Consider the following 22636-nt stretch of genomic DNA (forward strand, 5'->3'; position numbering starts at 1 on the left):
TATGATCGGCCCGATTCTTTTGATCGGGCTTTAAACCATGAATCAGAACGCTGAATATTCCGCGGTCAACGATGCGGTGCGCGGACAGTTTTTCCGTCGTGTCTGGCAAATGACCACTCCGTACTGGCGTAGCGAGGAGAAGGGAAAGGCCTGGACGCTGCTGATCGCCGTCATCGCGCTGTCGCTGTTCAGCGTGGCGATCTCGGTGTGGGTCAACAGTTGGTACAAGGATTTCTACAATGCCCTGCAAGAGAAGAACGACACGGCATTCTGGCAACTGATCCTGTATTTCTGCGGCATTGCCGCCGTGGCGATCCTGGGGGCGGTATACCGGCTATATCTGACGCAGATGCTCACCATCCGTTGGCGGGCCTGGCTCACCGAACAGCATTTCGCCCGCTGGCTGAACAACAAGAATTACTACCGACTGGAGCAGGGCGGCTATACCGACAACCCGGACCAGCGGATTTCCGAAGACCTCAACAGTTTCACCACCAACACCCTGGGCCTGGGGTTGGGCCTGCTGCGCACCGTGGTCAGCCTGGTGTCGTTCTCGATCATTTTGTGGGGCGTGTCGGGCAGCATCGAAGTGTTCGGCTACACCATCCCTGGCTACATGTTCTGGTGCGCCCTGGTGTATGCCGCGGTGGGCAGCTGGCTGACGCACCTGATCGGTCGCCGGCTGATCGGCTTGAACAACAACCAGCAACGCTTCGAGGCGGACCTGCGTTTTTCCATGGTGCGGGTGCGCGAAAACGCCGAGAGCATTGCGCTCTATAACGGCGAGCCCAACGAGAACCGACGCCTGAGCGGGCGTTTCGGCCTGGTCTGGCATAACTTCTGGGACATCATGCGGGTGTCCAAGCGGCTGACCTTCTTCACTTCCGGCTATGGTCAGATCGCGATCATCTTCCCATTCATGGTTGCTGCACCGCGTTACTTCGCCGGCAAGATCCAACTGGGCGAGCTCATGCAGATCAACTCGGCGTTCGGCAATGTGCAGGAGAATTTCAGCTGGTTCATCGATGCCTACGCCCAGCTCGCCGAGTGGCGCGCCACGTGCGATCGTCTGCTGAGCTTCCGCCAGGCCATGAGCGACAACGAAGAGCGGGTGCCGGCCATCGAAGTGGAGAACCAGGGCAGCCTGCTGAAGGTGGAGAACCTGGGGCTGGATGTGGCCGACGGTCGGCATCTGCTCAGCAACGCCGCCATGACCGTCGAACCCGGCGAGCGGGTGATGCTCAGCGGCCGCTCCGGGAGCGGTAAATCCACGCTGTTCCGGGCGATGGGACACCTGTGGCCCACCGGGCACGGGCGCATCCTGTTGCCGGCGGCGCGTTACCTGTTCCTGCCGCAGAAACCCTATCTGCCGATCGGCAGCCTGCGCGAAGTGCTCAGTTATCCACAGCCCGGGGATGTATACCCCAACGAGCGTTATGCACAGGTGCTGGAAACCTGTCGTCTGCCACACCTGGTTTCTCGACTGGACGAAAGCAATCACTGGCAGCGCATGCTCTCGCCGGGTGAACAGCAGCGTCTGGCCTTTGCCCGGGCATTGCTCTATGCCCCGCTGTGGTTGTACATGGACGAGGCCACGTCGGCCATGGACGAGGAAGACGAAGCGACGCTGTACCAGGCGCTCATCGATCAGTTGCCGGGATTGAGCATTGTCAGCGTCGGCCACCGAAGCAGTTTGAAACGTTTCCACCCACGACAGGTGCGCATCGAAAATGGCCAACTGGTGGAGCACACCGTGACCGCTTGATGACCATGCCGAACATTACTGTGGCGAGGGGATTTATCCCCGCCGGGCTGCGCAGCAGCCCTTGCTCTACCTATATACGCCACGGTGTTGCGCTTGATTTGATAGGGGCGCTTCGCGCCCCGGTGGGGACAATCCCCTCGCCACAACGACAATTCCCAACGAGGGCTGTACGGTAGGACGGTGATCGTACAACCACGTTGCGCTATGATGATGACCATTAGCCGCCTGCCGAGACACTGACCCATGGAAAACCCCATCGATTTACCACGCCTCCCCCGCAAGCGCCGCAGCCTGGCGCAGGAGCTGGTGACGGTGTTGTCCGAGCAGATCCGCGACGGCGTGCTCAAGCGGGGCGATAAACTGCCCACCGAGTCGGCGATCATGGAGGCCCACGGTGTAAGTCGTACCGTGGTTCGCGAGGCGATTTCCCGCTTGCAGGCGGCCGGCCAGGTGGAAACCCGCCATGGCATCGGCACGTTCGTGCTGGACACGCCCAGCCCGAGCGGTTTCCGTATCGATCCGGCCACGGTGGTCACGTTGCGTGATGTGCTGGCGATCCTGGAATTGCGCATCAGCCTGGAGGTGGAGTCGGCCGGGCTCGCCGCCCAGCGTCGCACCGACGAGCAATTGGCAACGATGCGCGCCGCCCTCGATGCCTTGAGCGAGAGCGCGGCCCACGCCACCGATGCGGTGGCCTCGGACTTCGCCTTCCACCTGGAAATCGCCCTGTCCACCGGCAACCGTTATTTCACCGACATCATGACCCACCTGGGCACCAGCATCATCCCGCGCACCCGCGTGAACTCGGCGCGCCTGGCCCATGACGACCAGCAACACTACATGGACCGCCTGAGCCGTGAGCACGAGGAAATCTACGAGGCCATCGCCCGCCAGGACTCCGACGCCGCCCGTGCCGCGATGCGCTTGCACCTGACCAACAGCCGCGAGCGGTTGCGCCAGGCCCATGAAGAGGCCCAGGCGCAGGGCTAGCTGAAAGTTGAACGATACCGACCGTCGCAACTGTCAGTCCTGACAGTTCGATCGCTGTCCCTATTTGCCCTTGACTGGCGGTGCGAATGAACGCGCCTCCCCATTGATGGGGCAAGAGGACAACGCAATGGTCAACTCCAACGATAAGCAGGTTCAGCGGCTCCCCGCACAACGGGGCTGGCGTAAGGGGACGCAGAAAGCCCCTACAGCACCAACGAAAGCTCCAGGATTTCAGAGCGTGTTGGGTTGCCAGTATTGTAGTTAATAACGGTGTACTGCATTTTGGCTGTCGCTCCAGCCGTCAGCCCTTTCTCGAACGTCGATTTTGGAATTGCGAAGCCCAGTGGGAAGCGCTGGTCAGCGGTTAAAGCAACACTGTCAGTCCAGGTATTACCGGTGCTGGTCGTCACGGTGAATCTAACCTCGTCGCCTGCCCGATGGTTTTCGTATTGTCGAACCTCTGCCTTCGCAGGGTCGGGGAGTTTGGGTACGTCAACCACACCCTCTGTGGCATGTGAGAAGTAAGGTTTTTCCAGTTGTCTCGACGTTTTCATGATGGTTTCCTTTACAGGAATGGATTGGCGCGCAGCTCGTACCATGGCCTTAGGGTACGATTTTCAACGTGATCGGCTTGGAGTTATCCGGGTCATAGCTCTCGTTCGAACACCGGTAGCGCAGCTTCACCGATGTGCCGATGTAGGCTTTCAATACATCGTTGGATACGCTCATCAACACATCCTTTCGGGGCGAAGGCACGTCGAAATCATCCGGATGAGTCTCCGGATCCTTGTCGTAGACACCCATCGCTTCAGCGTGGGTGTCTTCCCATCCAGGGTGCGTCTCGGACTCCAGGACCAACCGACACGATGAGGTGACCGAGATCTTGTTCGGATACGGAATCCGGACCGTTAGCCCATCGCCAAGCTTCGACAGGCTGACCGTCACTTCTTCGCAGAGCTGTTCGGCAGGAAATTGCGTGAGAATGGGTTTCTCGAATCTCTCTTGGGTCTTTGCACTGTCATTGTCGTCCGACATGGGGTCTCTCCTTAAGGAGTCGCCTTTGCATCGAGGGGGCGACTCACTTCCAGCTTCATTTCGAATGCAGGAAGGAACCTGACCACGCGCGACCAGCTGCTTCACACAGGCTCTTCCTAAGAGGGCTTGCTCACGCCTTACCCGTCGGCGCTGAACAGCCACAGCTGCGTTATCCCCCCATCCCATGACGACGCCTACTGACAGAGTTGACAGTGACGACCAACGGTCTTCACCTCGGGCGGCTCCAGGAATCTTCACCTTCGTAGCTGTCACCTGGACCACGCTCAAAAGCGCGGTCTACAAGGCCCCTGATGGATTCCGAGCAGTGGCGCTCCACACAAAAGATGAAATGCAGTTGACGTTCTCATTTTAAGTTGTACGATGACTTACAACTTCTGACAGAAGCTTACCTTTCATACACACACAACTTGCGTCCCAGGGTGTTCGAATAATGAATCCACAAGAACTGAAGTCCATCCTCTCGTCTGGCCTGCTGTCGTTCCCGGTCACCGATTTCACTGTCCAAGGCGATTTCAATCGCGACAGCTACATCAAGCGCCTCGAGTGGCTGGCCCCGTACGGCGCTTCTGCGCTGTTCGCAGCAGGCGGCACCGGTGAATTCTTCTCCCTGGCCGCCAGCGAGTATTCGCAAGTCATCAAGACCGCCGTCGACACTTGCGCCACCAGCGTGCCAATCCTTGCCGGTGTTGGCGGTGCCACCCGCCAGGCCATCGAATACGCTCAAGAAGCCGAGCGCCTGGGCGCCAAGGGCCTGTTGCTGCTGCCGCACTACCTGACCGAAGCCAGCCAGGACGGCGTCGCCGCCCACGTTGAAGCCGTGTGCAAATCGGTGAAGATCGGCGTGGTGGTGTACAACCGCAACGTTTGCCGCCTGAACGCCGTTCAGCTGGAACGCCTGGCCGAGCGCTGCCCGAACCTGATCGGCTACAAGGATGGCCTGGGCGATATCGAGTTGATGGTGTCGATCCGTCGTCGCCTGGGCGACCGTTTCAGCTACCTGGGCGGCCTGCCGACCGCCGAAGTCTACGCCGCGGCCTACAAGGCCCTGGGCGTGCCGGTCTATTCCTCGGCGGTGTTCAACTTCATTCCGAAGACCGCCATGGACTTCTACAACGCCATCGCTCGTGACGATCACGCAACCGTCGGCAAGATCATCGACGACTTCTTCCTGCCTTACCTGGACATCCGCAACCGCAAGGCCGGTTACGCAGTGAGCATCGTCAAGGCCGGCGCGAAGATCGTTGGCTACGACGCGGGCCCTGTGCGCACGCCGCTGACCGACCTGCTGCCAGAAGAATACGAAGCCCTGGCCGCGCTGATCGACAAGCAAGGCAAGCAATAACAGACCGACAAGGCCGCTGAGCAATCAGCGGCTTTTTGCGTAAGGCTTGAGCGTTCCCATGCCCGGCGTGGGAGTGCAGCCAGGGACGCTCTGCGTTCCCAGACAGCTTTGTAAGAGGAGTAGCTACGTGGCAGATTCAAAGCGTTTCGATCACTACATCAACGGTCAGTGGGTAGCCGGTGCCGACTATTGCGCCAACATCAACCCGTCCGACCTGTCCGATGTCATCGGTGAATACGCCAAGGCTGACGCCGCCCAAGTCAACGCCGCCATCGACGCGGCACGCGCCGCATTCCCGGCCTGGTCGACTTCGGGTATCCAGGCGCGTCACGATGCGCTGGACAAGGTCGGCACCGAGATCCTCGCCCGCCGTGAGGAACTCGGCCAATTGCTGGCCCGGGAGGAGGGCAAGACCCTGCCCGAAGCCATCGGCGAGGTGACTCGCGCCGGCAATATCTTCAAATTCTTCGCCGGTGAATGCCTGCGCCTGTCCGGCGATTACCTGCCGTCGGTGCGTCCGGGCGTCAACGTCGAAGTCACCCGTGAGGCCCTCGGTGTGGTCGGCCTGATCACCCCGTGGAACTTCCCGATCGCGATTCCGGCCTGGAAAATCGCCCCCGCCCTGGCCTACGGCAACTGCGTGGTGATCAAGCCCGCCGAACTGGTGCCAGGATGTGCCTGGGCCCTGGCCGAAATCATTTCCCGCGCCGGCTTCCCTGCCGGTGTGTTCAACCTGGTGATGGGCAGCGGTCGCGTAGTCGGCGACGTCCTGGTCAACAGCCCGAAAGTCGATGGCATCAGCTTCACCGGTTCCGTGGGCGTAGGTCGGCAGATCGCGGTCAACTGTGTATCGCGCCAGGCCAAGGTGCAGTTGGAAATGGGCGGCAAGAACCCGCAGATCATCCTCGACGATGCCGACCTCAAGCAGGCTGTCGAACTGGCGGTGCAGAGCGCGTTCTACTCCACCGGCCAGCGTTGCACCGCCTCGAGCCGCCTGATCGTGACCGCCGGCATCCACGACAAGTTCGTCGCGGCCATGGCCGAGCGCATGCAGTCGATCAAGGTTGGCCATGCGTTGAAGGCCGGCACCGATATCGGCCCGGTGGTTTCCGAAGCCCAGCTCAGCCAGGACCTGAAATACATCGACATCGGCCAGAGCGAAGGTGCGCGGCTGGTCAGCGGCGGCGGCCTGGTAACCTGCGACACCGAAGGTTATTTCCTGGCGCCGACGCTGTTTGCCGACAGCGAGGCCTCGATGCGCATCAGCCGTGAAGAAATCTTTGGCCCGGTGGCCAACATTGTGCGTGTGGCGGATTACGAGGCGGCGCTGGCCATGGCCAATGACACCGAGTTCGGCCTGTCGGCGGGTATCGCCACCACGTCGTTGAAATACGCCAATCACTTCAAGCGCCATTCCCAGGCGGGCATGGTGATGGTCAACCTGCCAACCGCCGGCGTGGATTACCACGTGCCGTTCGGCGGCCGCAAAGGGTCGTCCTATGGTTCGCGCGAGCAGGGTCGCTATGCGCAAGAGTTCTACACCGTGGTGAAAACTTCTTACATCGGTTCCTGACTGCAACACCGTCCGGGCTGGTCTTCCAGCCCGGACGTACAATCTGCTGACCCGCATAAAAATAAATAGTGGGAGTACCTCTAGATGCAAGCGACCAAGCCGACACACGTCCGCTATTTGATCCTGCTCATGCTGTTCCTGGTGACGACGATCAACTATGCCGACCGTGCCACCATCGCCATTGCAGGCTCCAGCCTGCAGAAAGACCTCGGCATCGATGCCGTCACCCTCGGTTATATCTTCTCCGCTTTCGGCTGGGCCTACGTGGCCGGGCAGATCCCCGGCGGCTGGCTGCTCGACCGGTTCGGGTCGAAGAAAGTCTATGCCCTGAGCATCTTCACCTGGTCGCTGTTCACCGTGCTGCAAGGCTACGTCGGTGAATTCGGCCTCTCCACCGCCGTGGTCGCCCTGTTCATGCTGCGCTTCCTGGTAGGACTGGCCGAAGCCCCATCGTTCCCGGGGAACGCGCGCATTGTCGCGGCCTGGTTCCCTACCGCCGAGCGCGGTACGGCATCGGCGATCTTCAACTCGGCCCAATACTTCGCCACCGTACTGTTCGCGCCGCTGATGGGCTGGATCGTCTATCGCTTCGGCTGGCAGCACGTGTTCATCGTGATGGGCCTGATTGGCATCGTGTTCTCGCTGATCTGGCTGAAAGTGATCTACAGCCCGCGCCAGCACCCGATGATCAACGAAGCCGAGTTCAATCACATCGCATCCAATGGGGCGATGGTCGACATGGACCAGGACAAGGGCAAGGACAAGAAAACCGAAGGCCCGAAGTGGGACTACATCCGCCAACTGCTGACCAACCGCATGATGCTTGGCGTGTACCTGGGCCAGTACTGCATCAACGGCATCACCTACTTCTTCCTCACCTGGTTCCCGGTGTACCTGGTTCAAGAGCGTGGCATGACCATCCTCAAGGCCGGTTTCATCGCCTCCTTGCCGGCCATCTGCGGTTTCATCGGTGGTGTGCTGGGTGGGGTGATTTCCGATTACCTGCTGCGCAAGGGGCACTCGCTGACCTTCGCCCGCAAGACGCCGATCATCGCCGGCCTGCTGGTGTCCAGCAGCATCGTGGCGTGCAACTACGTGGACATCGAATGGATGGTGGTGGGTTTCATGGCGCTGGCCTTCTTCGGCAAAGGCGTGGGCGCGCTGGGCTGGGCCGTAGTGTCCGACACATCGCCCAAGCAGATTGCCGGCTTGAGCGGTGGCCTGTTCAATACCTTCGGTAACCTGGCATCGATCACCACGCCGATCGTCATCGGCTACATCATCAGCTCCACCGGTTCGTTCAAGTGGGCGCTGGTGTTCGTGGGTTGCAACGCGCTGATGGCGGTCTTCAGCTACCTGGTCATCGTCGGGCCGATCAAGCGCGTGGTGCTCAAGGAGCCTGCTGCCAAGGATGCCGGCCTTTCCAGCCTGTCCGAAGCCAAATCCTGAAGGAGCCGTGTCGATGCAACTGATTGAACATGCCGACTCGCCTCGTTACATCCGCCTGCATGAGCGGGACAACGTGGTAATCGTCGTCAACGACCAGGGCGTACCGGCCGGGACCGAGTTCCCGGACGGCCTGGTTACCGTGGACTTCGTGCCCCAGAGCCACAAGGTCACTCTGGAGGACATCCCCGAGGGTGGCGAGGTGATCCGCTACGGCCAAGTGATTGGCTATGCGCTGCAACCGATCCCCCGTGGCAGCTGGGTCAAGGAAGACCAGCTGCGCATGCCCACCGCGCCGCCGCTGGAAAGCCTGCCGCTGTCCACCGACGTGCCGGCGGCCGATGCACCACTGCAAGGCTATACCTTCGAAGGTTATCGCAACGCCGACGGTACCGTCGGCACGCGCAACATCCTGGGCATCACCACCACCGTGCAGTGCGTGACCGGGGTGCTGGATCATGCGGTCAAGCGCATCAAGGATGAGCTGCTGCCCAAGTACCCGAACGTCGATGACGTGGTGGCGCTGACCCACAGCTACGGCTGTGGCGTGGCGATCACCGCCACCGACGCTTACATCCCGATTCGTACCGTGCGCAACCTGGCACGCAACCCGAACCTGGGGGGAGAAGCGCTGGTGATCAGCCTGGGCTGCGAGAAATTGCAGGCCGGGCAGGTGATGCACGAGAACGACACTTCGGTGGACTTGAGCGAGCCGTGGTTGTATCGCCTGCAGGATTCCAGCCACGGCTTCACCGAAATGATCGAGCAGATCATGGAACTGGCCGAGACCCGCCTGAAAAAACTCGACCAGCGCCGTCGCGAGACCGTGCCGGCTTCGGAGTTGATCCTGGGCATGCAGTGCGGCGGCAGCGATGCGTTTTCCGGCATCACCGCCAACCCCGCGCTGGGCTATGCCTCGGACCTGCTGCTGCGTGCCGGGGCGACGGTGATGTTTTCCGAAGTCACCGAAGTGCGCGATGCGATCTACCTGCTGACCTCCCGGGCGCAGACCCGAGAAGTTGCTCAAGAGCTGGTGCGGGAAATGGACTGGTACGACCGTTACCTGGCCAAGGGCGAGGCCGACCGCAGTGCCAACACCACGCCGGGGAACAAGAAGGGCGGGTTGTCGAACATCGTCGAGAAATCCCTGGGGTCGATCGTCAAGTCCGGCAGCAGTGCGATCAACGGCGTGCTCGGCCCGGGCGAGCGCTTCAAGCAAAAGGGCCTGATCTTCTGTGCCACACCGGCCAGTGATTTTGTCTGTGGCACCTTGCAACTGGCGGCGGGGATGAACCTGCATGTGTTCACCACCGGCCGGGGCACGCCATACGGCTTGGCCATGGCCCCCGTGGTGAAGGTCTCGACCCGCACCGAACTGGCCCAGCGCTGGCCGGACCTGATCGACATCGATGCCGGACGGATCGCCACCGGCCGGGCCTCCATCGAAGAGCTGGGGTGGGAGCTGTTCCACTACTACCTGGACGTGGCCAGCGGCAAGAAGCAGACCTGGGCCGAGCGGCACAAGCTGTACAACGACATTACCTTGTTCAACCCGGCGCCGATTACCTGATGATTTGGTGATCGCCGCAGACCCGGTGTGGGAGCGAGCTTGCTCGCGATGGCGGTGGCTTGCTCCCACAGGGGATTTGTGGCGAATACAGGTTCTGTATTCACCCAAAAACAGGGAAGCGAGCCTGCTCGCGATAGCGCTTCACCAGACGCCAACGTCGTTAGTGGCTTATCATTAGCCTCCTAACGACACCCCTCTCAAGGTCCCCCGGCATGCTGGCAATTTTCCTCGAAACCCTGAACGTCACCGCGCCGGTGTTCGCCATGCTGTTTCTGGGGGTGTTGCTCAAGCGCATCGACTGGATCAACGACAATTTCATCCACATCGCCTCGTCCCTGGTATTCAACGTCACCATGCCGGCGCTGTTGTTTCTCGGCATCCTGCACGCGGATCTGCATGCAGCGCTGCAGCCGGATCTGTTGATCTACTTTTGCATCGCGACCCTGTTGAGTTTCGCGATGGCCTGGGGCTGGGCGATCTGGCGTTGCCCGCGGGAAGATCGCGGCATCTACACCCAGGGTGCATTTCGCGGCAACAACGGTGTCATCGGCCTGGCGCTGGCGGCGAGCATGTACGGCGACTACGGGATTTCCCTGGGCGCGATCCTCGCGGCGCTGGTGATCCTGTTCTACAACACCCTGTCGACCATCGTGCTGGCGGTCTACAGCCCGGTGATCAAGTCCGATCCGTGGAGCATCTGCAAGAGCGTGATCAGCAATCCGCTGATCATCAGCGTGATCGTCGCCGCGCCGTTCGCCTATTGGCAGATCGGCGTGCCGAACTGGTTCGAGACCTCGGCCAAATACCTGTCGCAAATGACCTTGCCCCTGGCGCTGATTTGCATCGGCGGCACGCTATCGCTGGCGGCCCTGCGCAAGAGCGGCAAGATGGCCCTGAGTTCGAGCCTGGTGAAGATGGTCGGCCTACCGCTGGTGACCACCCTCGGGGCCTGGCTCTGGGGCTTTCGCGGCGCGGAACTGGGGATCCTGTTCCTGTACTTCGGCAGCCCCACCGCGGCCGCCAGCTTCGTCATGGCCCGGGCCGCCGACGGCAACCATGAACTGGCGGCGGCGATCATCGTCATCACCACCTTGATGGCGGCGATTACCACCAACGTGGGGATCTTTGTGTTGCAGTGGGGTGGCTGGATCTAGCCCACGATCTTCTGAATGGTTAAGAGTGATGGCTCATTGGTATCATTGTGTTGGGACTTAATCAGAACGACACAAGGAAGACTATATGATCACTTTCGAAGAAGCTTTTTCCTTCGATTACAGCTGCCAGCGTTCCATTTTATTGGCGAATGGGTTTTCTCAAGCCTGGAACAAAGATGTTTTCAGTTACAAGAGTCTGTTTTCCAGTGCGCACTTCGGTGAAAGGCATCGGGTGATCCGACGTATCTTCGATACGTTCAAAACATATGATTTTGAGAAGGTCATGAAACGGCTGATCGCCGCAGAAGACATCCTCAGGATCTACAATGCCGACCAGGGGCTGATTGAAGAGATCAAGGCCGATCAGGAAGCCATCAAAAACGCCCTGATTGAGGTGATATCGGCAACCCACCCGGAGTTGCCTCGTGAAGTGACGGATGAGCAATATGTTTCGGTGAGGAAATTTCTCAAGCCCTTCAGCAATGTGTTCACGCTCAATTATGACTTGTTGTTTTATTGGGCGAGAAACCAGTTTGGTCTTGAGCCGGAATATTACACGGACGATGGGTTTCGAGGCGGGCCGTGGGAGGGCCCTGAAACCCAGAATGTTCATTTCCTCCATGGCGGGCTGCACATCTATGACACCCAGGGCGGTATCAGAAAGCACGCATGTTCGGATCAGGGCGAGTCGATCATTGAGCAAGTGAAACGGAACATGGAACACAGAAAGTTCCCCACCTTTGTCTCAGAACCTACACATGAGCGAAAGAAGGTAAGAATTCAGCACAACCCCTATCTCAATTATTGTTTTGAACGATTGGGCCGGTTGCAAGGGGTGTTGTTTATCTATGGACATTCGTTCGATGACAATGACCGACACATCTTCGATCAGATAAAACAGAGCTCGGTAAGCAAGGTTTTTGTGAGTGTCTACGGCGATAAGGACAGTGAAGACAATGTCTTGCTCAAAGGACGCGCTCAAGCTTACCTGGGAGCGCACCGGGTGGAGTTCTTCCAGGCTGAGAGCGCTCGGATCTGGGGTTAACGGCCGGGCCTCAGGCCCGGATTCGCGAGCAGGTTCGCCTCCACATTATCATTGGCCGTGCGCGTTTTTAATGTGGGGGCAAGCCCGCTCCCACATTGGATTTCAGTAGACACAGAACGCATGTGCACCCTGCTGTGGGAGCGAGCCTGCTCGCGATAGCGATCTGACGGTCACTCCGGTTTTTGATAACTATCGATCACTTCCTGCGCCGCCCGAAACGCATCGATCGCCGCCGGCACGCCGGCGTACACCGCGCAATGCAGCAATGCCTCGCGAATCTCTTGCACCGTACAGCCGTTGTTCAGCGCGCCGCGAACATGCCCCTTGAGTTCCTGCGGGCACTTGAGGGCGGTGAGGGCGGCGAGAGTGATCAGGCTGCGGGTTTTCAGCGGCAGGCCTTCGCGGCTCCAGACGCTGCCCCACGCATGTTCGTTGACGAAGTCTTGCAGCGGCTGGGTGAATTCAGTGGCGTTGCCCAGGGCGCGGTCGACGAATGCATCGCCCATCACCTGGCGTCGCATGTCCAGGCCTGTCTTTGGAGAGTCGGTCATGGCAAATCCCTCTTGTGGTGTTGGCGGCGCCAGGCGCGCACGGAGGTGTAGAGCAAAAAGGCGAGCAGCGCCGGCAGGACATAGAACAGCATCAAGCGTTCCAGCTGGCCGGCCAGGGGCATGCCGGTAGTGAACGACACCACGTGCAGCCCATAGGCCAGGTACAGGCCCAGGAACAACAGGCCTTCGGCGCGGGTGACGCGGTAGCCGGAATAGAACACCGGCAGGCACAGCACTGCCACACCGAGCATCACTGGCAGGTCGAAGTCCAGGGCGTTGGGGGAGACCGAAAGCGGCGAGGGCGCGACGAGGGCCGTCACCCCCAGGACCCCCAGCAGGTTGAACAGGTTGCTGCCGATCACGTTGCCCACGGCGATGTCCCGCTGGCCCCGCAGGGCGGCGATCAGCGAAGTGGCGAGCTCCGGCAACGAGGTGCTGACGGCCACGATGGTCAGGCCGATGATGCGTTCCGACAGCCCGAGATCGGTGGCCACTTCCACCGCCGCGCCCAGTAGCAGGTGCCCGGCGAAGATCAACATGGCCAGCCCCAGCACGATCATCGACAGGCTCTTGAACCAGGACGCCGGGGTCACATCGACCGCCACCGCATGGGGGCGCCCCGAATGCCGAGACTGGCGCAACAGCAGGCCGAGATAGATCGCCAGGGCCACCAGCAGCAGGACGCCGTCCAGCTGCGTCAGTGTCTCGTTCCACGCCAGCACGAAAACCAGCAGGCTGGCGCCGATCATCAATGGAATATCCAGGCGCACCAACTGGCGCGAGACGCGCAGCGGAATGATCAGCGCCGACAGCCCGAGGGTAACGAGAATATTGAAGATGCCGCTGCCGATCACGCTGCCCACGGCGATATCGGCGTTCTGCGCCAGGGTCGCCTGCAGGCTGACGGCCATCTGCGGCGCGCTGCTGCCGAAGGCGACGACCGTCAGGCCGATGATCAGTGGACGCACCTGCAGGCGTGCCGCCAGGCCGACGGCGGCTCGCACCAGCAGCTCGGCGCCGGTGATCAGCAACAGCAAGCCGCCGGACAGTTCGAGCAGGCTGAGCAGGGGCAGGGCAGTCAGTAGGGAAATGGCCAGGCTCCGTCTATCAATCGTCGAGGGCTTGCACACGCACCCGGGCGGTGCCGCTGCGCAGCATGCCCAGTTGCTCGGCCGCTGCGCGGGATACGTCGATCAGGCGCCCGCGGGAATACGGACCGCGGTCGTTGATGCGCACCACGACGCTGTCGTTGTTACCCAGGTTGGTGATTTTCACCCGTGTGCCGAACGGCAACTGGCGATGGGCGGCGGTCAGGCCATGCTGGTCGAAACGCTCGCCGCTGGCGGTGCGTTTGCCATGGTGGCGAGCACCGTAATAAGAGGCAACGCCGGTCTGGTCGTAGCCGTGTGGATCGACCGTCCCGCTCTGGCTGGCACAGCCGGCCAGCAGGGACAGCAGCGCGCAGGCGCCGAGGAGACGCTTCATGTAGGGTTTTCCAGATCCAGATGTGGGAGCGAGCTGGCTCGCGAAGAGGCCATCACTTTCAACATCTGTGTTGACTGTCATGCCGCTATCGCGCGCCAGCTCGCTCCCACAGGGAATTGAGCCAGACAGCAAGACTGGCTCCATGTCCATCAGCCCTCGAGCTTGCTTTTCAGCAGTTCGTTGACCTGTTGCGGGTTGGCCTTGCCCTTGGAGGCTTTCATGGCCTGGCCGACGAAGAAGCCGAACATCTTGGCGCGCTTGGCTTCGTCCGCCGCACGGTACTGTTCGACCTGCTCGGCATTGGCCGCGAGCATTTCATCGAGCACGGCAGAGATGGCGCCGGTATCGGTGACCTGCTTCAAGCCGCGCTTCTCGATGATCTCGTCGGCGCTGCCTTCACCATTGGCCATGGCTTCGAAGACCATCTTGGCGATCTTGCCGGAAATGGTGTTGTCCTTGATCCGCAGCAGCATGCCGCCCAGTTGCTCGGCCGAGACCGGCGACTCGTCGATCTCCAGCCCCTGCTTGTTCAACAGGCTGCCCAGTTCGACCATCACCCAGTTGGCCGCCAGCTTGGCGTCGCCACCGATGCTCACGACTTTCTCGAAGTAGTCGGCCTGCTCGCGGCTGCTGGCCAGGACGTTGGCGTCATAGCTCGACAACCCGAACTGCGCCTGGAAGCGCTCGCGCTTCTGGGGTGGCAGTTCCGGCAGGGTGGCGCGCACGTCGTTGAGGAACGAGTCCTCGATGACCACCGGCAACAGGTCCGGGTCGGGGAAGTAACGGTAGTCGTTGGCTTCCTCTTTGCTGCGCATCGGACGGGTCTCGTCCTTGTTCGGATCGTACAGACGGGTCTGCTGGATGACCTTGCCGCCGTCCTCGATCAGTTCGATCTGGCGTTGGATCTCGCTGTTGATCGCCTTCTCGATGAAGCGGAACGAGTTGACGTTCTTGATCTCGCAGCGCGTGCCGAACTCGACCTGGCCCTTGGGGCGGACCGACACGTTGCAGTCGCAGCGCAACGAGCCTTCGGCCATGTTGCCGTCGCAGATGCCCAGGTAGCGTACCAGTGCATGGATCGCCTTGACGTAGGCCACGGCTTCCTTGGCGCTGCGCATGTCCGGCTCGGAAACGATTTCCAGCAGCGGGGTGCCGGCACGGTTCAGGTCGATGCCGGAAGCGCCGTTGAATTCCTCGTGCAGGCTCTTGCCGGCGTCTTCTTCCAGGTGGGCACGAGTGATGCCGACCCGCTTGACCGTGCCGTCTTCCAGGGCGATATCCAGGTGGCCCTTGCCGACAATCGGCAGCTCCATCTGGCTGATCTGGTAGCCCTTGGGCAGGTCCGGGTAGAAGTAGTTCTTGCGGGCAAACACGTTGTGCTGGCCGATCTCGGCATCAATGGCCAGGCCGAACATCACCGCCATGCGCACCGCTTCAGCGTTGAGCACCGGCAGTACGCCGGGCATGCCCAGGTCGACCAGGCTGGCCTGGGTGTTGGGCTCGGAGCCGAACGTGGTGGCGCTACCGGAAAAGATTTTCGATCGGGTGGCGAGCTGGGTATGAATCTCCAGCCCGATCACGACTTCCCATTGCATGTGTTTCTCCTCAGAAGCCGGTTGGGGGGCGGGTGTGCCAGTCGGTATTGAGCTGGTACTGGTGCGCCACATTGAGCAGGCGACCTTCCTGGAAATACGGCGCGAGCAGTTGCACGCCCACCGGCAGGCCATCGACGAAGCCGGCCGGCATGGACAGGCCCGGCAAACCGGCGAGGTTGGCAGTGATGGTGTAGACGTCTTCCAGGTACGCGGCGACCGGGTCGCTGTTCTTGGCGCCGAGTTTCCAGGCCGGGTTCGGCGTGGTCGGGCCGAGGATGACGTCGACTTCGTCGAAGGCGGCCATGAAGTCGTTTTTCACCAGGCGGCGGATTTTCTGCGCCTTGAGGTAGTAGGCGTCGTAGTAGCCAGCGGACAGCGCGTAGGTGCCGACCATGATCCGGCGCTGCACTTCGGCGCCGAAGCCTTCGCCACGGGAGCGCTTGTACAGGTCCACCAGGTTCTGCGGGTTCTCGCAGCGGTAGCCGAAACGCACGCCGTCGAAGCGCGACAGGTTCGAGGAGGCTTCCGCCGGGGCGATGACATAGTAGGCAGGAATGGCGTGCTGCATGTTCGGCAGGCTGATTTGCTTGACCACCGCGCCGAGCTTTTCCAGTTCCTTGATGCTGTTGTGGATCAGCTCGGCGATGCGCGGGTCGAGGCCGGCGCCGAAGTATTCCTTCGGCACGCCGATGCGCAGGCCTTGCAGCGAGCCGTTGAGGCTGGCGCTGTAGTCGGGCACTGGCTCATCGATGCTGGTGGAATCGTTCGGGTCGAAGCCGGCCATGCCTTGCAGCAGGATCGCGCAGTCTTCGGCGGTACGGGCCAGCGGGCCGCCCTGGTCGAGGCTGGAAGCGTAGGCGATCATGCCCCAGCGCGAAACCCGGCCGTAGGTGGGCTTGAGGCCGGTGAGGTTGGTGAAGGCCGCAGGTTGGCGAATCGAGCCGCCGGTGTCGGTGGCGGTGGCGGCCGGCAGCAGGCGCGCGGCCACGGCGGCGGCGGAACCACCGGATGAACCGCCCGGCACGTGTTCCAGGTTCCACGGGTTCTTCACGGCGCCGTAGTGGCTCGACTCGTTGGCCGAGCCCATGGCGAATTCGTCCATGTTGGTCTTGCCCAGGGTCACGGCCCCGGCGGCGGCCAGCTTCGCGACCACGGTGGCGTCATAGGGCGCCTTGAAGTTGTCCAGCATCTTCGAGCCGCAGCTGGTGCGGATGCCCTGGGTGCAGAACAGGTCCTTGTGGGCAATCGGCGCGCCGAGCAGGGCACCGCTTTCACCGTTGGCGCGACGGGCATCGGCGGCCTTGGCCTGGCTCAAGGCCAATTCTTCGGTAAGGCTGATGAAGCTGTTGATCTGTGGGTCGAGCTGGGCGATACGCGCCAGCAGGGCCTTGGTCAGCTCTTCGGAGGAAAACTTTTTATCGGCGAGTCCGCGGGCGATCTCGGCCAGTGTCATGTGATGCATGAGAGGCTCTTTCCCTTTAGTCGATGACTTTCGGAACCAGGTACAGGCCGTTTTCGACCGCTGGTGCGATGGACTGATAGGCCTCGCGGTTATCGGATTCGGTCACGACGTCGGCGCGCAGGCGCTGGCTGGCTTCCAGTGGATGGGCCAGGGGTTCGATACCGTCGGTATCGACGGCCTGCATCTCGTCGACCAGCCCCAGAATGCTGTTCAGGGCGGAAGTGATGTGTGGAAGATCGGCTTCATTGAGGCCCAGGCAGGCCAGATGAGCGATTTTTTCCACGTCGGAGCGTTCAAGCGCCATGGGTTTCTCCAGTGGAAAACAAAACGGACGCAGTCTGTCCGTGTGTTAGATTGTCGGAACACTACCGCATTTCTACGGTCCAGTGCCCTGTATCACGAATTCTGTCCCTTTTTTGACGGCGTCTGTTGCCATCATGCTGCGTTGCCGCTTCTCGCCTTGGCGGGCGATGACTCTTCGCGGCGTCTTGCCTGCCGACAATAGCCGCTCGTCAAAAAGGAACGTATCTGCAAAACAGGGCACTGGCCGCGATCGTGGGGTTTGGTGCATAGAAAAGCGGCCAATTTAACATATTGGCGCCTTGCCCAAAATCCCTGTCGTTGTTAGAGTTTGCCGCACTTTTTTACCCACGCGTTGCCTAGGGTCCCTTTCCCATGTTCAAGAAACTGCGTGGCATGTTTTCCAGCGATCTCTCCATCGACCTGGGCACTGCCAACACCCTTATTTACGTGCGCGAGCGCGGTATCGTCCTGAATGAACCCTCGGTCGTGGCTATCCGCACCCACGGCAACCAGAAGAGTGTCGTGGCTGTCGGTACGGAAGCCAAGCGCATGCTGGGCCGTACACCGGGCAACATCGCAGCCATTCGTCCCATGAAAGACGGCGTGATCGCCGATTTCAGCGTCTGCGAAAAGATGCTGCAGTATTTCATCAACAAGGTTCACGAAAACAGTTTTCTGCAGCCCAGCCCTCGTGTGCTGATCTGCGTTCCATGCAAGTCTACCCAGGTAGAGCGTCGGGCCATCCGTGAGTCGGCCCTCGGCGCCGGTGCCCGCGAAGTGTTCCTGATCGAAGAACCGATGGCCGCGGCCATCGGTGCCGGCCTGCCGGTGGAAGAGGCCCGTGGTTCGATGGTCGTCGACATCGGCGGCGGTACCACCGAAATCGCGTTGATCTCCCTCAACGGGGTGGTCTACGCCGAATCCGTGCGTGTGGGCGGCGACCGTTTCGACGAAGCGATCATCACCTACGTGCGTCGCAACTACGGCAGCCTGATCGGTGAGTCCACCGCCGAGCGCATCAAGCAGGAAATCGGTACGGCCTACCCGGGCGGCGAAGTTCGCGAAGTCGACGTTCGTGGCCGTAACCTGGCAGAAGGCGTTCCACGGGCCTTCACCCTGAACTCCAACGAAGTTCTGGAAGCGCTGCAGGAATCCCTGGCCACTATCGTTCAGGCCGTCAAGAGCGCCCTGGAGCAGTCGCCGCCGGAACTGGCGTCGGACATCGCCGAGCGCGGCCTGGTGCTGACCGGTGGTGGTGCGCTGCTGCGTGACCTCGACAAGCTGCTGGCCCAGGAAACAGGCCTGCCGGTGATCGTGGCCGAAGACCCGCTGACTTGCGTTGCCCGCGGCGGTGGCCGTGCCTTGGAGATGATGGACAAGCACACCATGGACCTGCTCTCCAGCGAATAATCGCCGGATTGCGTTACATGGGGGCGCGCACAGGCAGCACTTTGCAGTGCTGCCTGTTGGCGTTTATCTTCTGTCATTCGTATCCAGGCCGGTTCGATACCGTATGAATAAAGAGAACGTTTGCCTGGGAGGAGCGGCTTATTAAACCGCTTTTTGCCAAAGGCCCCTCGCTGGGTGTGCGCCTGCTGGTGCTGGCCGTGCTATCGGTCGCGCTGATGGTGGTCGATGCCCGCTTCACGCTGCTCAAGCCCGTGCGCAGCCAGATGTCCCTGGTCCTGATGGAGTCGTACTGGATCACCGACCTGCCGCAACGGTTGTGGCAAGGTGTGGCCAGCCAGTTCGGCAGCCGCACCGAGCTGGTCGCCGAAAACGAGAAACTCAAGACTGAAAACCTGCTGCTGCAGGGGCGCATGCAAAAGCTGGCAGCCCTCACCGAGCAGAACGTGCGGCTGCGCGAGTTGCTCAATTCTTCCGCGTTGGTCAACGAAAAGGTCGAAGTGGCCGAGTTGATCGGCATGGACCCCAACCCCTTCACCCATCGCATCATCATCAACAAGGGTGAGCGCGACGGCGTGGTCCTTGGCCAGCCGGTGCTCGACGCCCGTGGCCTGATGGGCCAGGTGGTGGAGTTGATGCCCTACACATCCCGTGTGCTGCTGCTGACCGACACCACCCACAGCATTCCCGTGCAGGTCAACCGCAACGGCTTGCGGGCGATTGCCAGCGGCACCGGCAACCCCGAGCGACTGGAGTTGCGGCACGTGGCTGATACCGCCGATATCAAGGAAGGCGACCTGCTGGTCAGCTCCGGCCTCGGCCAGCGGTTCCCGGCCGGTTATCCGGTGGCGACGGTCAAGGAAGTCATCCATGACTCCGGCCAGCCATTCGCCATCGTTCGTGCGGTACCGACGGCCGCGCTGAACCGCAGTCGCTACCTGCTGCTGGTGTTCAGCGACAACCGTACGCCGGAAGAGCGCGCCAACGACGCTGCCGTGGCCCAGGAAGCCCAGGACCGGCAGGGTGGTGACGCCGCGACTCCTGGCGGCGCGACCCCGGCCGCGACGCCGAGCCCATCGACACCCGCACCAGCCGCGCCTGCCTCGCCAACCCCACCGGCCGCTGCACCCGCGGCCACACCGGCCAGGCCTGCCGCCCATGCGCCGGCGCCCCGTCCCGCGACCAAGCCACCTGCCGCCACGCCGGCCACCAGGGGAGCACGAGAAGAATGAGCAGTACTCAATCCGGTAACGGCTGGATGGTCTGGCTGACCTTTGCCCTCGGCCTGTTGCTCAGCGTTTCGCCCTTGCCGCAGTTCATGGAAATCCTGCGCCCGCTGTGGCTGGCGCTGCTGCTGGCCTTCTGGGCCCTGGCGCTGCCGCACAAGGTGGGCATGGTCACCGCTTGGTGCCTGGGGCTGGCCGAGGATGTGCTCTACGGCACGCTGCTGGGCCAGAACGCGCTGATCCTCACCCTGATCACCTTTCTGGTGCTGTCGTTGCAGCAACGCCTGCGGATGTTCCCGATGTGGCAGCAAAGCCTGGTGATCCTGGTGATCTTCGGCCTGGCGCAACTGGTGCAACTATGGCTCAGCGCCCTGACCGGCAATCGCCAGCCGACCCTGGCGCTGGTATTGCCCGCCCTGGTCAGTGCGTTGCTCTGGCCATGGATCAGCTTCGGTTTGCGCGGCCTGCGCCTGCGTTTCAAAATCAACTGATTCGTTCGGGCATTTGAGAGGAAAGTGTCTTGATGAAATCGCTTTACCTCGCCTCCGGCTCACCGCGCCGACGTGAACTGCTCACGCAGATCGGCGTGACCTTTACCGCTATCGCAGCGGATATCGACGAAACTCCCCAGGACAACGAAAGCCCATCGGCCTATGTCGAACGCCTTGCGCGCGGCAAGGCCGAGGCCGGGCGACGGGCCATGCCCGTCGGCGATGACGGCTGTGTGCTGGGAGCCGATACCGCCGTGGTACTGGATGGGCGGATCCTCGGCAAACCGCTGGATCAGGCGGATTCCCTGGCCATGCTGATGGCCTTGTCCGGTCGCGACCACCAGGTGTTGACGGCCATCGCCGTGCTGGACGGGCAGCGCTGCGAGTCTCGTGTCGTCGGCAGTCGGGTGCGTTTTCGCACGATCACTAAACGGGAGGCCCTTGCCTATTGGGCCAGCGGTGAACCCCGGGACAAGGCCGGCAGCTATGGTATCCAGGGGCTGGGAGCGGTGTTCGTCGCCGGGCTCGAGGGCAGCTATTCGGCGGTGGTCGGCCTGCCGCTGTGCGAAACCGCAGAACTGTTGGGCCATTTCGGCATACCCTGTTGGCAAACCTTCAATGCGCGTTGAGCGCCGTCCGACCTAATGCGGCCATTATCGTGAACATGCCTGAACGAGACCCTGCCATGAGTGAAGAGATCCTGATCAACATCACGCCGATGGAATCGCGCGTGGCGGTGGTTGAAAACGGTGTGTTGCAAGAGGTTCATGTCGAGCGCACGCAGAAGCGCGGCATTGTCGGCAATATCTACAAGGGCAAGGTGGTGCGGGTGTTGCCGGGCATGCAGGCGGCATTCGTCGATATCGGCCTGGACCGCGCAGCGTTCATCCATGCCTCGGAAATCTCCATGCGCGAGGGGCCGGCGGTGGAAAGCATCGGCGCCCTGGTCCATGAAGGCCAGAGCCTGGTGGTGCAGGTCACCAAGGACCCCATCGGCTCCAAGGGCGCGCGCCTGACCACGCAACTGTCCATTCCGTCGCGCTACCTGGTGTACATGCCGCGTACCGCCCACGTCGGGATTTCCCTGAAGATCGAGGACGAAGCCGAGCGCGAGCGCCTCAAGCAGGTGGTCAGCGACTGTGTGGAAAAAGAAGGCATCAAGGAGACCGGCGGCTTTATCCTGCGCACCGCCGCCGAAGGGGCCGGGGCCGATGAGATCCTCATGGATATCCGCTACCTGCGCAGGCTCTGGGACCAGATTGCCGCCCAGATCAAGACCATCGCCACTCCCAGCGTGATCTACGAGGACCTGGGCCTGGCACTGCGGACCCTGCGGGACCTGGTCAGCCCCAAGATCGAGAAAATCCGCATCGATTCCCGGGAAACCTTCCAGAAGACCACTCAGTTCGTGGCCGAGCTGATGCCGGAAATCGCCGACCGTCTCGAGCATTACCCCGGCGAGCGGCCGATATTCGACCTGTACGGCGTCGAGGACGAGATCCAGAAAGCCCTCGAGCGCAAGGTGCCGCTCAAGTCCGGCGGGTACCTGGTGGTGGACCCGGCCGAAGCCATGAGCACCATCGACGTCAATACCGGTGCCTTCGTCGGCCACCGCAACCTCGAAGAAACCATCTTCAAGACCAACCTCGAGGCGGCCACGGCCATTGCCCGGCAATTGCGCCTGCGCAACCTGGGCGGGATCATCATCATCGACTTCATCGACATGGAAGACGAAGAGCATCAGCGCCAGGTGTTGAGGACGCTGGAGAAACAACTCGAGCGCGATCACGCCAAGACCAACATCATCGGTATCACCGAGCTGGGCCTGGTGCAGATGACCCGCAAGCGCACTCGTGAAAGCCTCGAGCAAGTGCTGTGCGAACCATGCAGCAGCTGCCAGGGGCGGGGCAAGCTCAAGACCCCGGAAACCGTGTGTTACGAAATCTTCCGGGAAATTCTCCGGGAAGCGCGCGCCTACCAGGCCACCGGCTATAGAGTGTTGGCTAACCAGAAAGTGGTGGACCGCCTGCTCGACGAGGAATCGGGTAATGTCGCGGAGTTGGAGGCCTTTATCGGGCGAACGATTCGCTTCCAGGTCGAAACCATGTATTCCCAGGAACAATACGACGTTGTGCTGCTCTGACGTGGCTCCTGAAACAGCGATCTCGCTGATTT

At 61.4% G+C, this 22636-nt stretch carries 21 protein-coding genes; 13 read left to right on the plus strand and 8 right to left on the minus strand.

Annotated features, from left to right (window positions below; translation table 11 throughout):
- Window positions 1-37 precede the first annotated feature (37 nt).
- Together BLP99_RS08295 and BLP99_RS08300 are read left to right on the plus strand one after the other, a co-directional pair.
- The gene (locus BLP99_RS08295) at window positions 38-1765 is read left to right on the plus strand and encodes an ABC transporter ATP-binding protein/permease (RefSeq protein ID WP_072388455.1); all 1728 of its coding nucleotides are present in this window, start codon (window positions 38-40) and stop codon (window positions 1763-1765) included.
- Window positions 1766-2008: 243 nt separating this feature from the next.
- The gene (locus BLP99_RS08300) at window positions 2009-2755 is read left to right on the plus strand and encodes a FadR/GntR family transcriptional regulator (RefSeq protein WP_072388453.1); all 747 of its coding nucleotides are present in this window, start codon (window positions 2009-2011) and stop codon (window positions 2753-2755) included.
- A 203-nt stretch (window positions 2756-2958) separates the two neighbouring features.
- On the opposite strand, the gene BLP99_RS08305 is transcribed toward BLP99_RS08300, so the two are convergent.
- Window positions 2959-3309, minus strand: coding sequence for a hypothetical protein (locus tag BLP99_RS08305; RefSeq protein ID WP_072388451.1), 351 nt, complete (start codon window positions 3307-3309; stop codon window positions 2959-2961).
- A gap of 49 nt (window positions 3310-3358) precedes the next feature.
- Entirely contained in the window at window positions 3359-3790 is a 432-nt protein-coding gene (locus tag BLP99_RS08310) for a hypothetical protein (RefSeq protein WP_072388449.1), read from the minus strand.
- A gap of 451 nt (window positions 3791-4241) precedes the next feature.
- On the opposite strand from BLP99_RS08310, the gene kdgD reads away from it, so the two are divergent.
- The 6 genes from kdgD to BLP99_RS08340 all read left to right on the plus strand — a co-directional run bounded on the left by kdgD (window position 4242) and on the right by BLP99_RS08340 (window position 11941).
- Entirely contained in the window at window positions 4242-5153 is a 912-nt protein-coding gene (gene kdgD, locus BLP99_RS08315) for a 5-dehydro-4-deoxyglucarate dehydratase (protein WP_072388447.1), read from the plus strand.
- Window positions 5154-5280: 127 nt separating this feature from the next.
- Window positions 5281-6726, plus strand: a complete 1446-nt coding sequence (locus BLP99_RS08320; protein WP_072388445.1) for an aldehyde dehydrogenase family protein — start codon at window positions 5281-5283, stop codon at window positions 6724-6726.
- An 84-nt stretch (window positions 6727-6810) separates the two neighbouring features.
- Window positions 6811-8175 (plus strand): MFS transporter, encoded by a 1365-nt coding sequence (locus BLP99_RS08325; protein ID WP_072388438.1) that lies wholly within the window; start codon window positions 6811-6813, stop codon window positions 8173-8175.
- A 13-nt stretch (window positions 8176-8188) separates the two neighbouring features.
- Window positions 8189-9742: a galactarate dehydratase gene (gene garD, locus BLP99_RS08330; RefSeq protein ID WP_072388436.1), complete on the plus strand. Its 1554-nt coding sequence runs from the start codon at window positions 8189-8191 to the stop codon at window positions 9740-9742.
- A gap of 212 nt (window positions 9743-9954) precedes the next feature.
- Window positions 9955-10896, plus strand: coding sequence for an AEC family transporter (locus tag BLP99_RS08335; RefSeq protein ID WP_072388433.1), 942 nt, complete (start codon window positions 9955-9957; stop codon window positions 10894-10896).
- Window positions 10897-10981: 85 nt separating this feature from the next.
- Window positions 10982-11941 (plus strand): DUF4917 family protein, encoded by a 960-nt coding sequence (locus BLP99_RS08340; protein WP_072388431.1) that lies wholly within the window; start codon window positions 10982-10984, stop codon window positions 11939-11941.
- 170 nt (window positions 11942-12111) lie between these two features.
- On the opposite strand, the gene BLP99_RS08345 is transcribed toward BLP99_RS08340, so the two are convergent.
- The 6 genes from BLP99_RS08345 to gatC form a co-directional block, all read right to left on the minus strand.
- Entirely contained in the window at window positions 12112-12492 is a 381-nt protein-coding gene (locus tag BLP99_RS08345; RefSeq protein WP_092180145.1) for a carboxymuconolactone decarboxylase family protein, read from the minus strand.
- Window positions 12489-13550 carry a calcium/sodium antiporter gene (locus BLP99_RS08350; protein ID WP_072388753.1) on the minus strand — a complete coding sequence of 354 codons (1062 nt, stop codon included), beginning with the start codon at window positions 13548-13550 and terminating at the stop codon, window positions 12489-12491. Before BLP99_RS08350 ends, BLP99_RS08345 begins: the two co-directional genes overlap by 4 nt.
- A 49-nt stretch (window positions 13551-13599) precedes the next feature.
- Window positions 13600-13977, minus strand: a complete 378-nt coding sequence (locus tag BLP99_RS08355) for a septal ring lytic transglycosylase RlpA family protein (protein ID WP_072388427.1) — start codon at window positions 13975-13977, stop codon at window positions 13600-13602.
- Between the two features lie 149 nt (window positions 13978-14126).
- Window positions 14127-15572, minus strand: a complete 1446-nt coding sequence (gene gatB, locus BLP99_RS08360) for an Asp-tRNA(Asn)/Glu-tRNA(Gln) amidotransferase subunit GatB (protein ID WP_072388425.1) — start codon at window positions 15570-15572, stop codon at window positions 14127-14129.
- A 10-nt stretch (window positions 15573-15582) separates the two neighbouring features.
- Window positions 15583-17034, minus strand: coding sequence for an Asp-tRNA(Asn)/Glu-tRNA(Gln) amidotransferase subunit GatA (gene gatA, locus BLP99_RS08365; RefSeq protein ID WP_092180147.1), 1452 nt, complete (start codon window positions 17032-17034; stop codon window positions 15583-15585).
- 16 nt (window positions 17035-17050) lie between these two features.
- The gene (gatC, locus tag BLP99_RS08370) at window positions 17051-17338 is read right to left on the minus strand and encodes an Asp-tRNA(Asn)/Glu-tRNA(Gln) amidotransferase subunit GatC (protein ID WP_072388421.1); all 288 of its coding nucleotides are present in this window, start codon (window positions 17336-17338) and stop codon (window positions 17051-17053) included.
- Between the two features lie 371 nt (window positions 17339-17709).
- Between gatC and mreB the strand changes: the two genes are divergently transcribed.
- The 5 genes from mreB (at window position 17710) to rng (ending at window position 22604) form a co-directional block, all read left to right on the plus strand.
- Window positions 17710-18747 carry a rod shape-determining protein MreB gene (mreB, locus tag BLP99_RS08375; protein WP_002555108.1) on the plus strand — a complete coding sequence of 346 codons (1038 nt, stop codon included), beginning with the start codon at window positions 17710-17712 and terminating at the stop codon, window positions 18745-18747.
- A 140-nt stretch (window positions 18748-18887) separates the two neighbouring features.
- Window positions 18888-19976 carry a rod shape-determining protein MreC gene (gene mreC / locus BLP99_RS08380; RefSeq protein WP_072430756.1) on the plus strand — a complete coding sequence of 363 codons (1089 nt, stop codon included), beginning with the start codon at window positions 18888-18890 and terminating at the stop codon, window positions 19974-19976.
- Entirely contained in the window at window positions 19973-20461 is a 489-nt protein-coding gene (gene mreD, locus BLP99_RS08385) for a rod shape-determining protein MreD (protein ID WP_072388417.1), read from the plus strand. The genes mreC and mreD overlap by 4 nt, the downstream gene beginning before the upstream one ends.
- 32 nt (window positions 20462-20493) lie before the next feature.
- Entirely contained in the window at window positions 20494-21090 is a 597-nt protein-coding gene (locus BLP99_RS08390) for a Maf family protein (RefSeq protein ID WP_092180149.1), read from the plus strand.
- 56 nt (window positions 21091-21146) lie between these two features.
- On the plus strand, window positions 21147-22604 hold the full coding sequence (gene rng, locus BLP99_RS08395; RefSeq protein ID WP_072388413.1) for a ribonuclease G: 1458 nt from the start codon (window positions 21147-21149) through the stop codon (window positions 22602-22604).
- Window positions 22605-22636: the final 32 nt, after the last annotated feature.

Origin of the sequence: Pseudomonas sp. NFACC32-1, assembly GCF_900101215.1 — a bacterium.
Taxonomy (GTDB): domain Bacteria; phylum Pseudomonadota; class Gammaproteobacteria; order Pseudomonadales; family Pseudomonadaceae; genus Aquipseudomonas.

Coding starts and splice junctions, on each gene's coding strand:
- BLP99_RS08295 (WP_072388455.1), top strand. CDS start 38: ATGAATCAGAACGCTGAATATTCCGCGGTCAACGATGCGGTGCGCGGA.
- BLP99_RS08300 (WP_072388453.1), top strand. CDS start 2,009: ATGGAAAACCCCATCGATTTACCACGCCTCCCCCGCAAGCGCCGCAGC.
- BLP99_RS08305 (WP_072388451.1), bottom strand. CDS start 3,309: ATGAAAACGTCGAGACAACTGGAAAAACCTTACTTCTCACATGCCACA.
- BLP99_RS08310 (WP_072388449.1), bottom strand. CDS start 3,790: ATGTCGGACGACAATGACAGTGCAAAGACCCAAGAGAGATTCGAGAAA.
- kdgD (WP_072388447.1), top strand. CDS start 4,242: ATGAATCCACAAGAACTGAAGTCCATCCTCTCGTCTGGCCTGCTGTCG.
- BLP99_RS08325 (WP_072388438.1), top strand. CDS start 6,811: ATGCAAGCGACCAAGCCGACACACGTCCGCTATTTGATCCTGCTCATG.
- garD (WP_072388436.1), top strand. CDS start 8,189: ATGCAACTGATTGAACATGCCGACTCGCCTCGTTACATCCGCCTGCAT.
- BLP99_RS08335 (WP_072388433.1), top strand. CDS start 9,955: ATGCTGGCAATTTTCCTCGAAACCCTGAACGTCACCGCGCCGGTGTTC.
- BLP99_RS08340 (WP_072388431.1), top strand. CDS start 10,982: ATGATCACTTTCGAAGAAGCTTTTTCCTTCGATTACAGCTGCCAGCGT.
- BLP99_RS08345 (WP_092180145.1), bottom strand. CDS start 12,492: ATGACCGACTCTCCAAAGACAGGCCTGGACATGCGACGCCAGGTGATG.
- BLP99_RS08355 (WP_072388427.1), bottom strand. CDS start 13,977: ATGAAGCGTCTCCTCGGCGCCTGCGCGCTGCTGTCCCTGCTGGCCGGC.
- gatB (WP_072388425.1), bottom strand. CDS start 15,572: ATGCAATGGGAAGTCGTGATCGGGCTGGAGATTCATACCCAGCTCGCC.
- gatA (WP_092180147.1), bottom strand. CDS start 17,034: ATGCATCACATGACACTGGCCGAGATCGCCCGCGGACTCGCCGATAAA.
- gatC (WP_072388421.1), bottom strand. CDS start 17,338: ATGGCGCTTGAACGCTCCGACGTGGAAAAAATCGCTCATCTGGCCTGC.
- mreB (WP_002555108.1), top strand. CDS start 17,710: ATGTTCAAGAAACTGCGTGGCATGTTTTCCAGCGATCTCTCCATCGAC.
- mreD (WP_072388417.1), top strand. CDS start 19,973: ATGAGCAGTACTCAATCCGGTAACGGCTGGATGGTCTGGCTGACCTTT.
- BLP99_RS08390 (WP_092180149.1), top strand. CDS start 20,494: ATGAAATCGCTTTACCTCGCCTCCGGCTCACCGCGCCGACGTGAACTG.
- rng (WP_072388413.1), top strand. CDS start 21,147: ATGAGTGAAGAGATCCTGATCAACATCACGCCGATGGAATCGCGCGTG.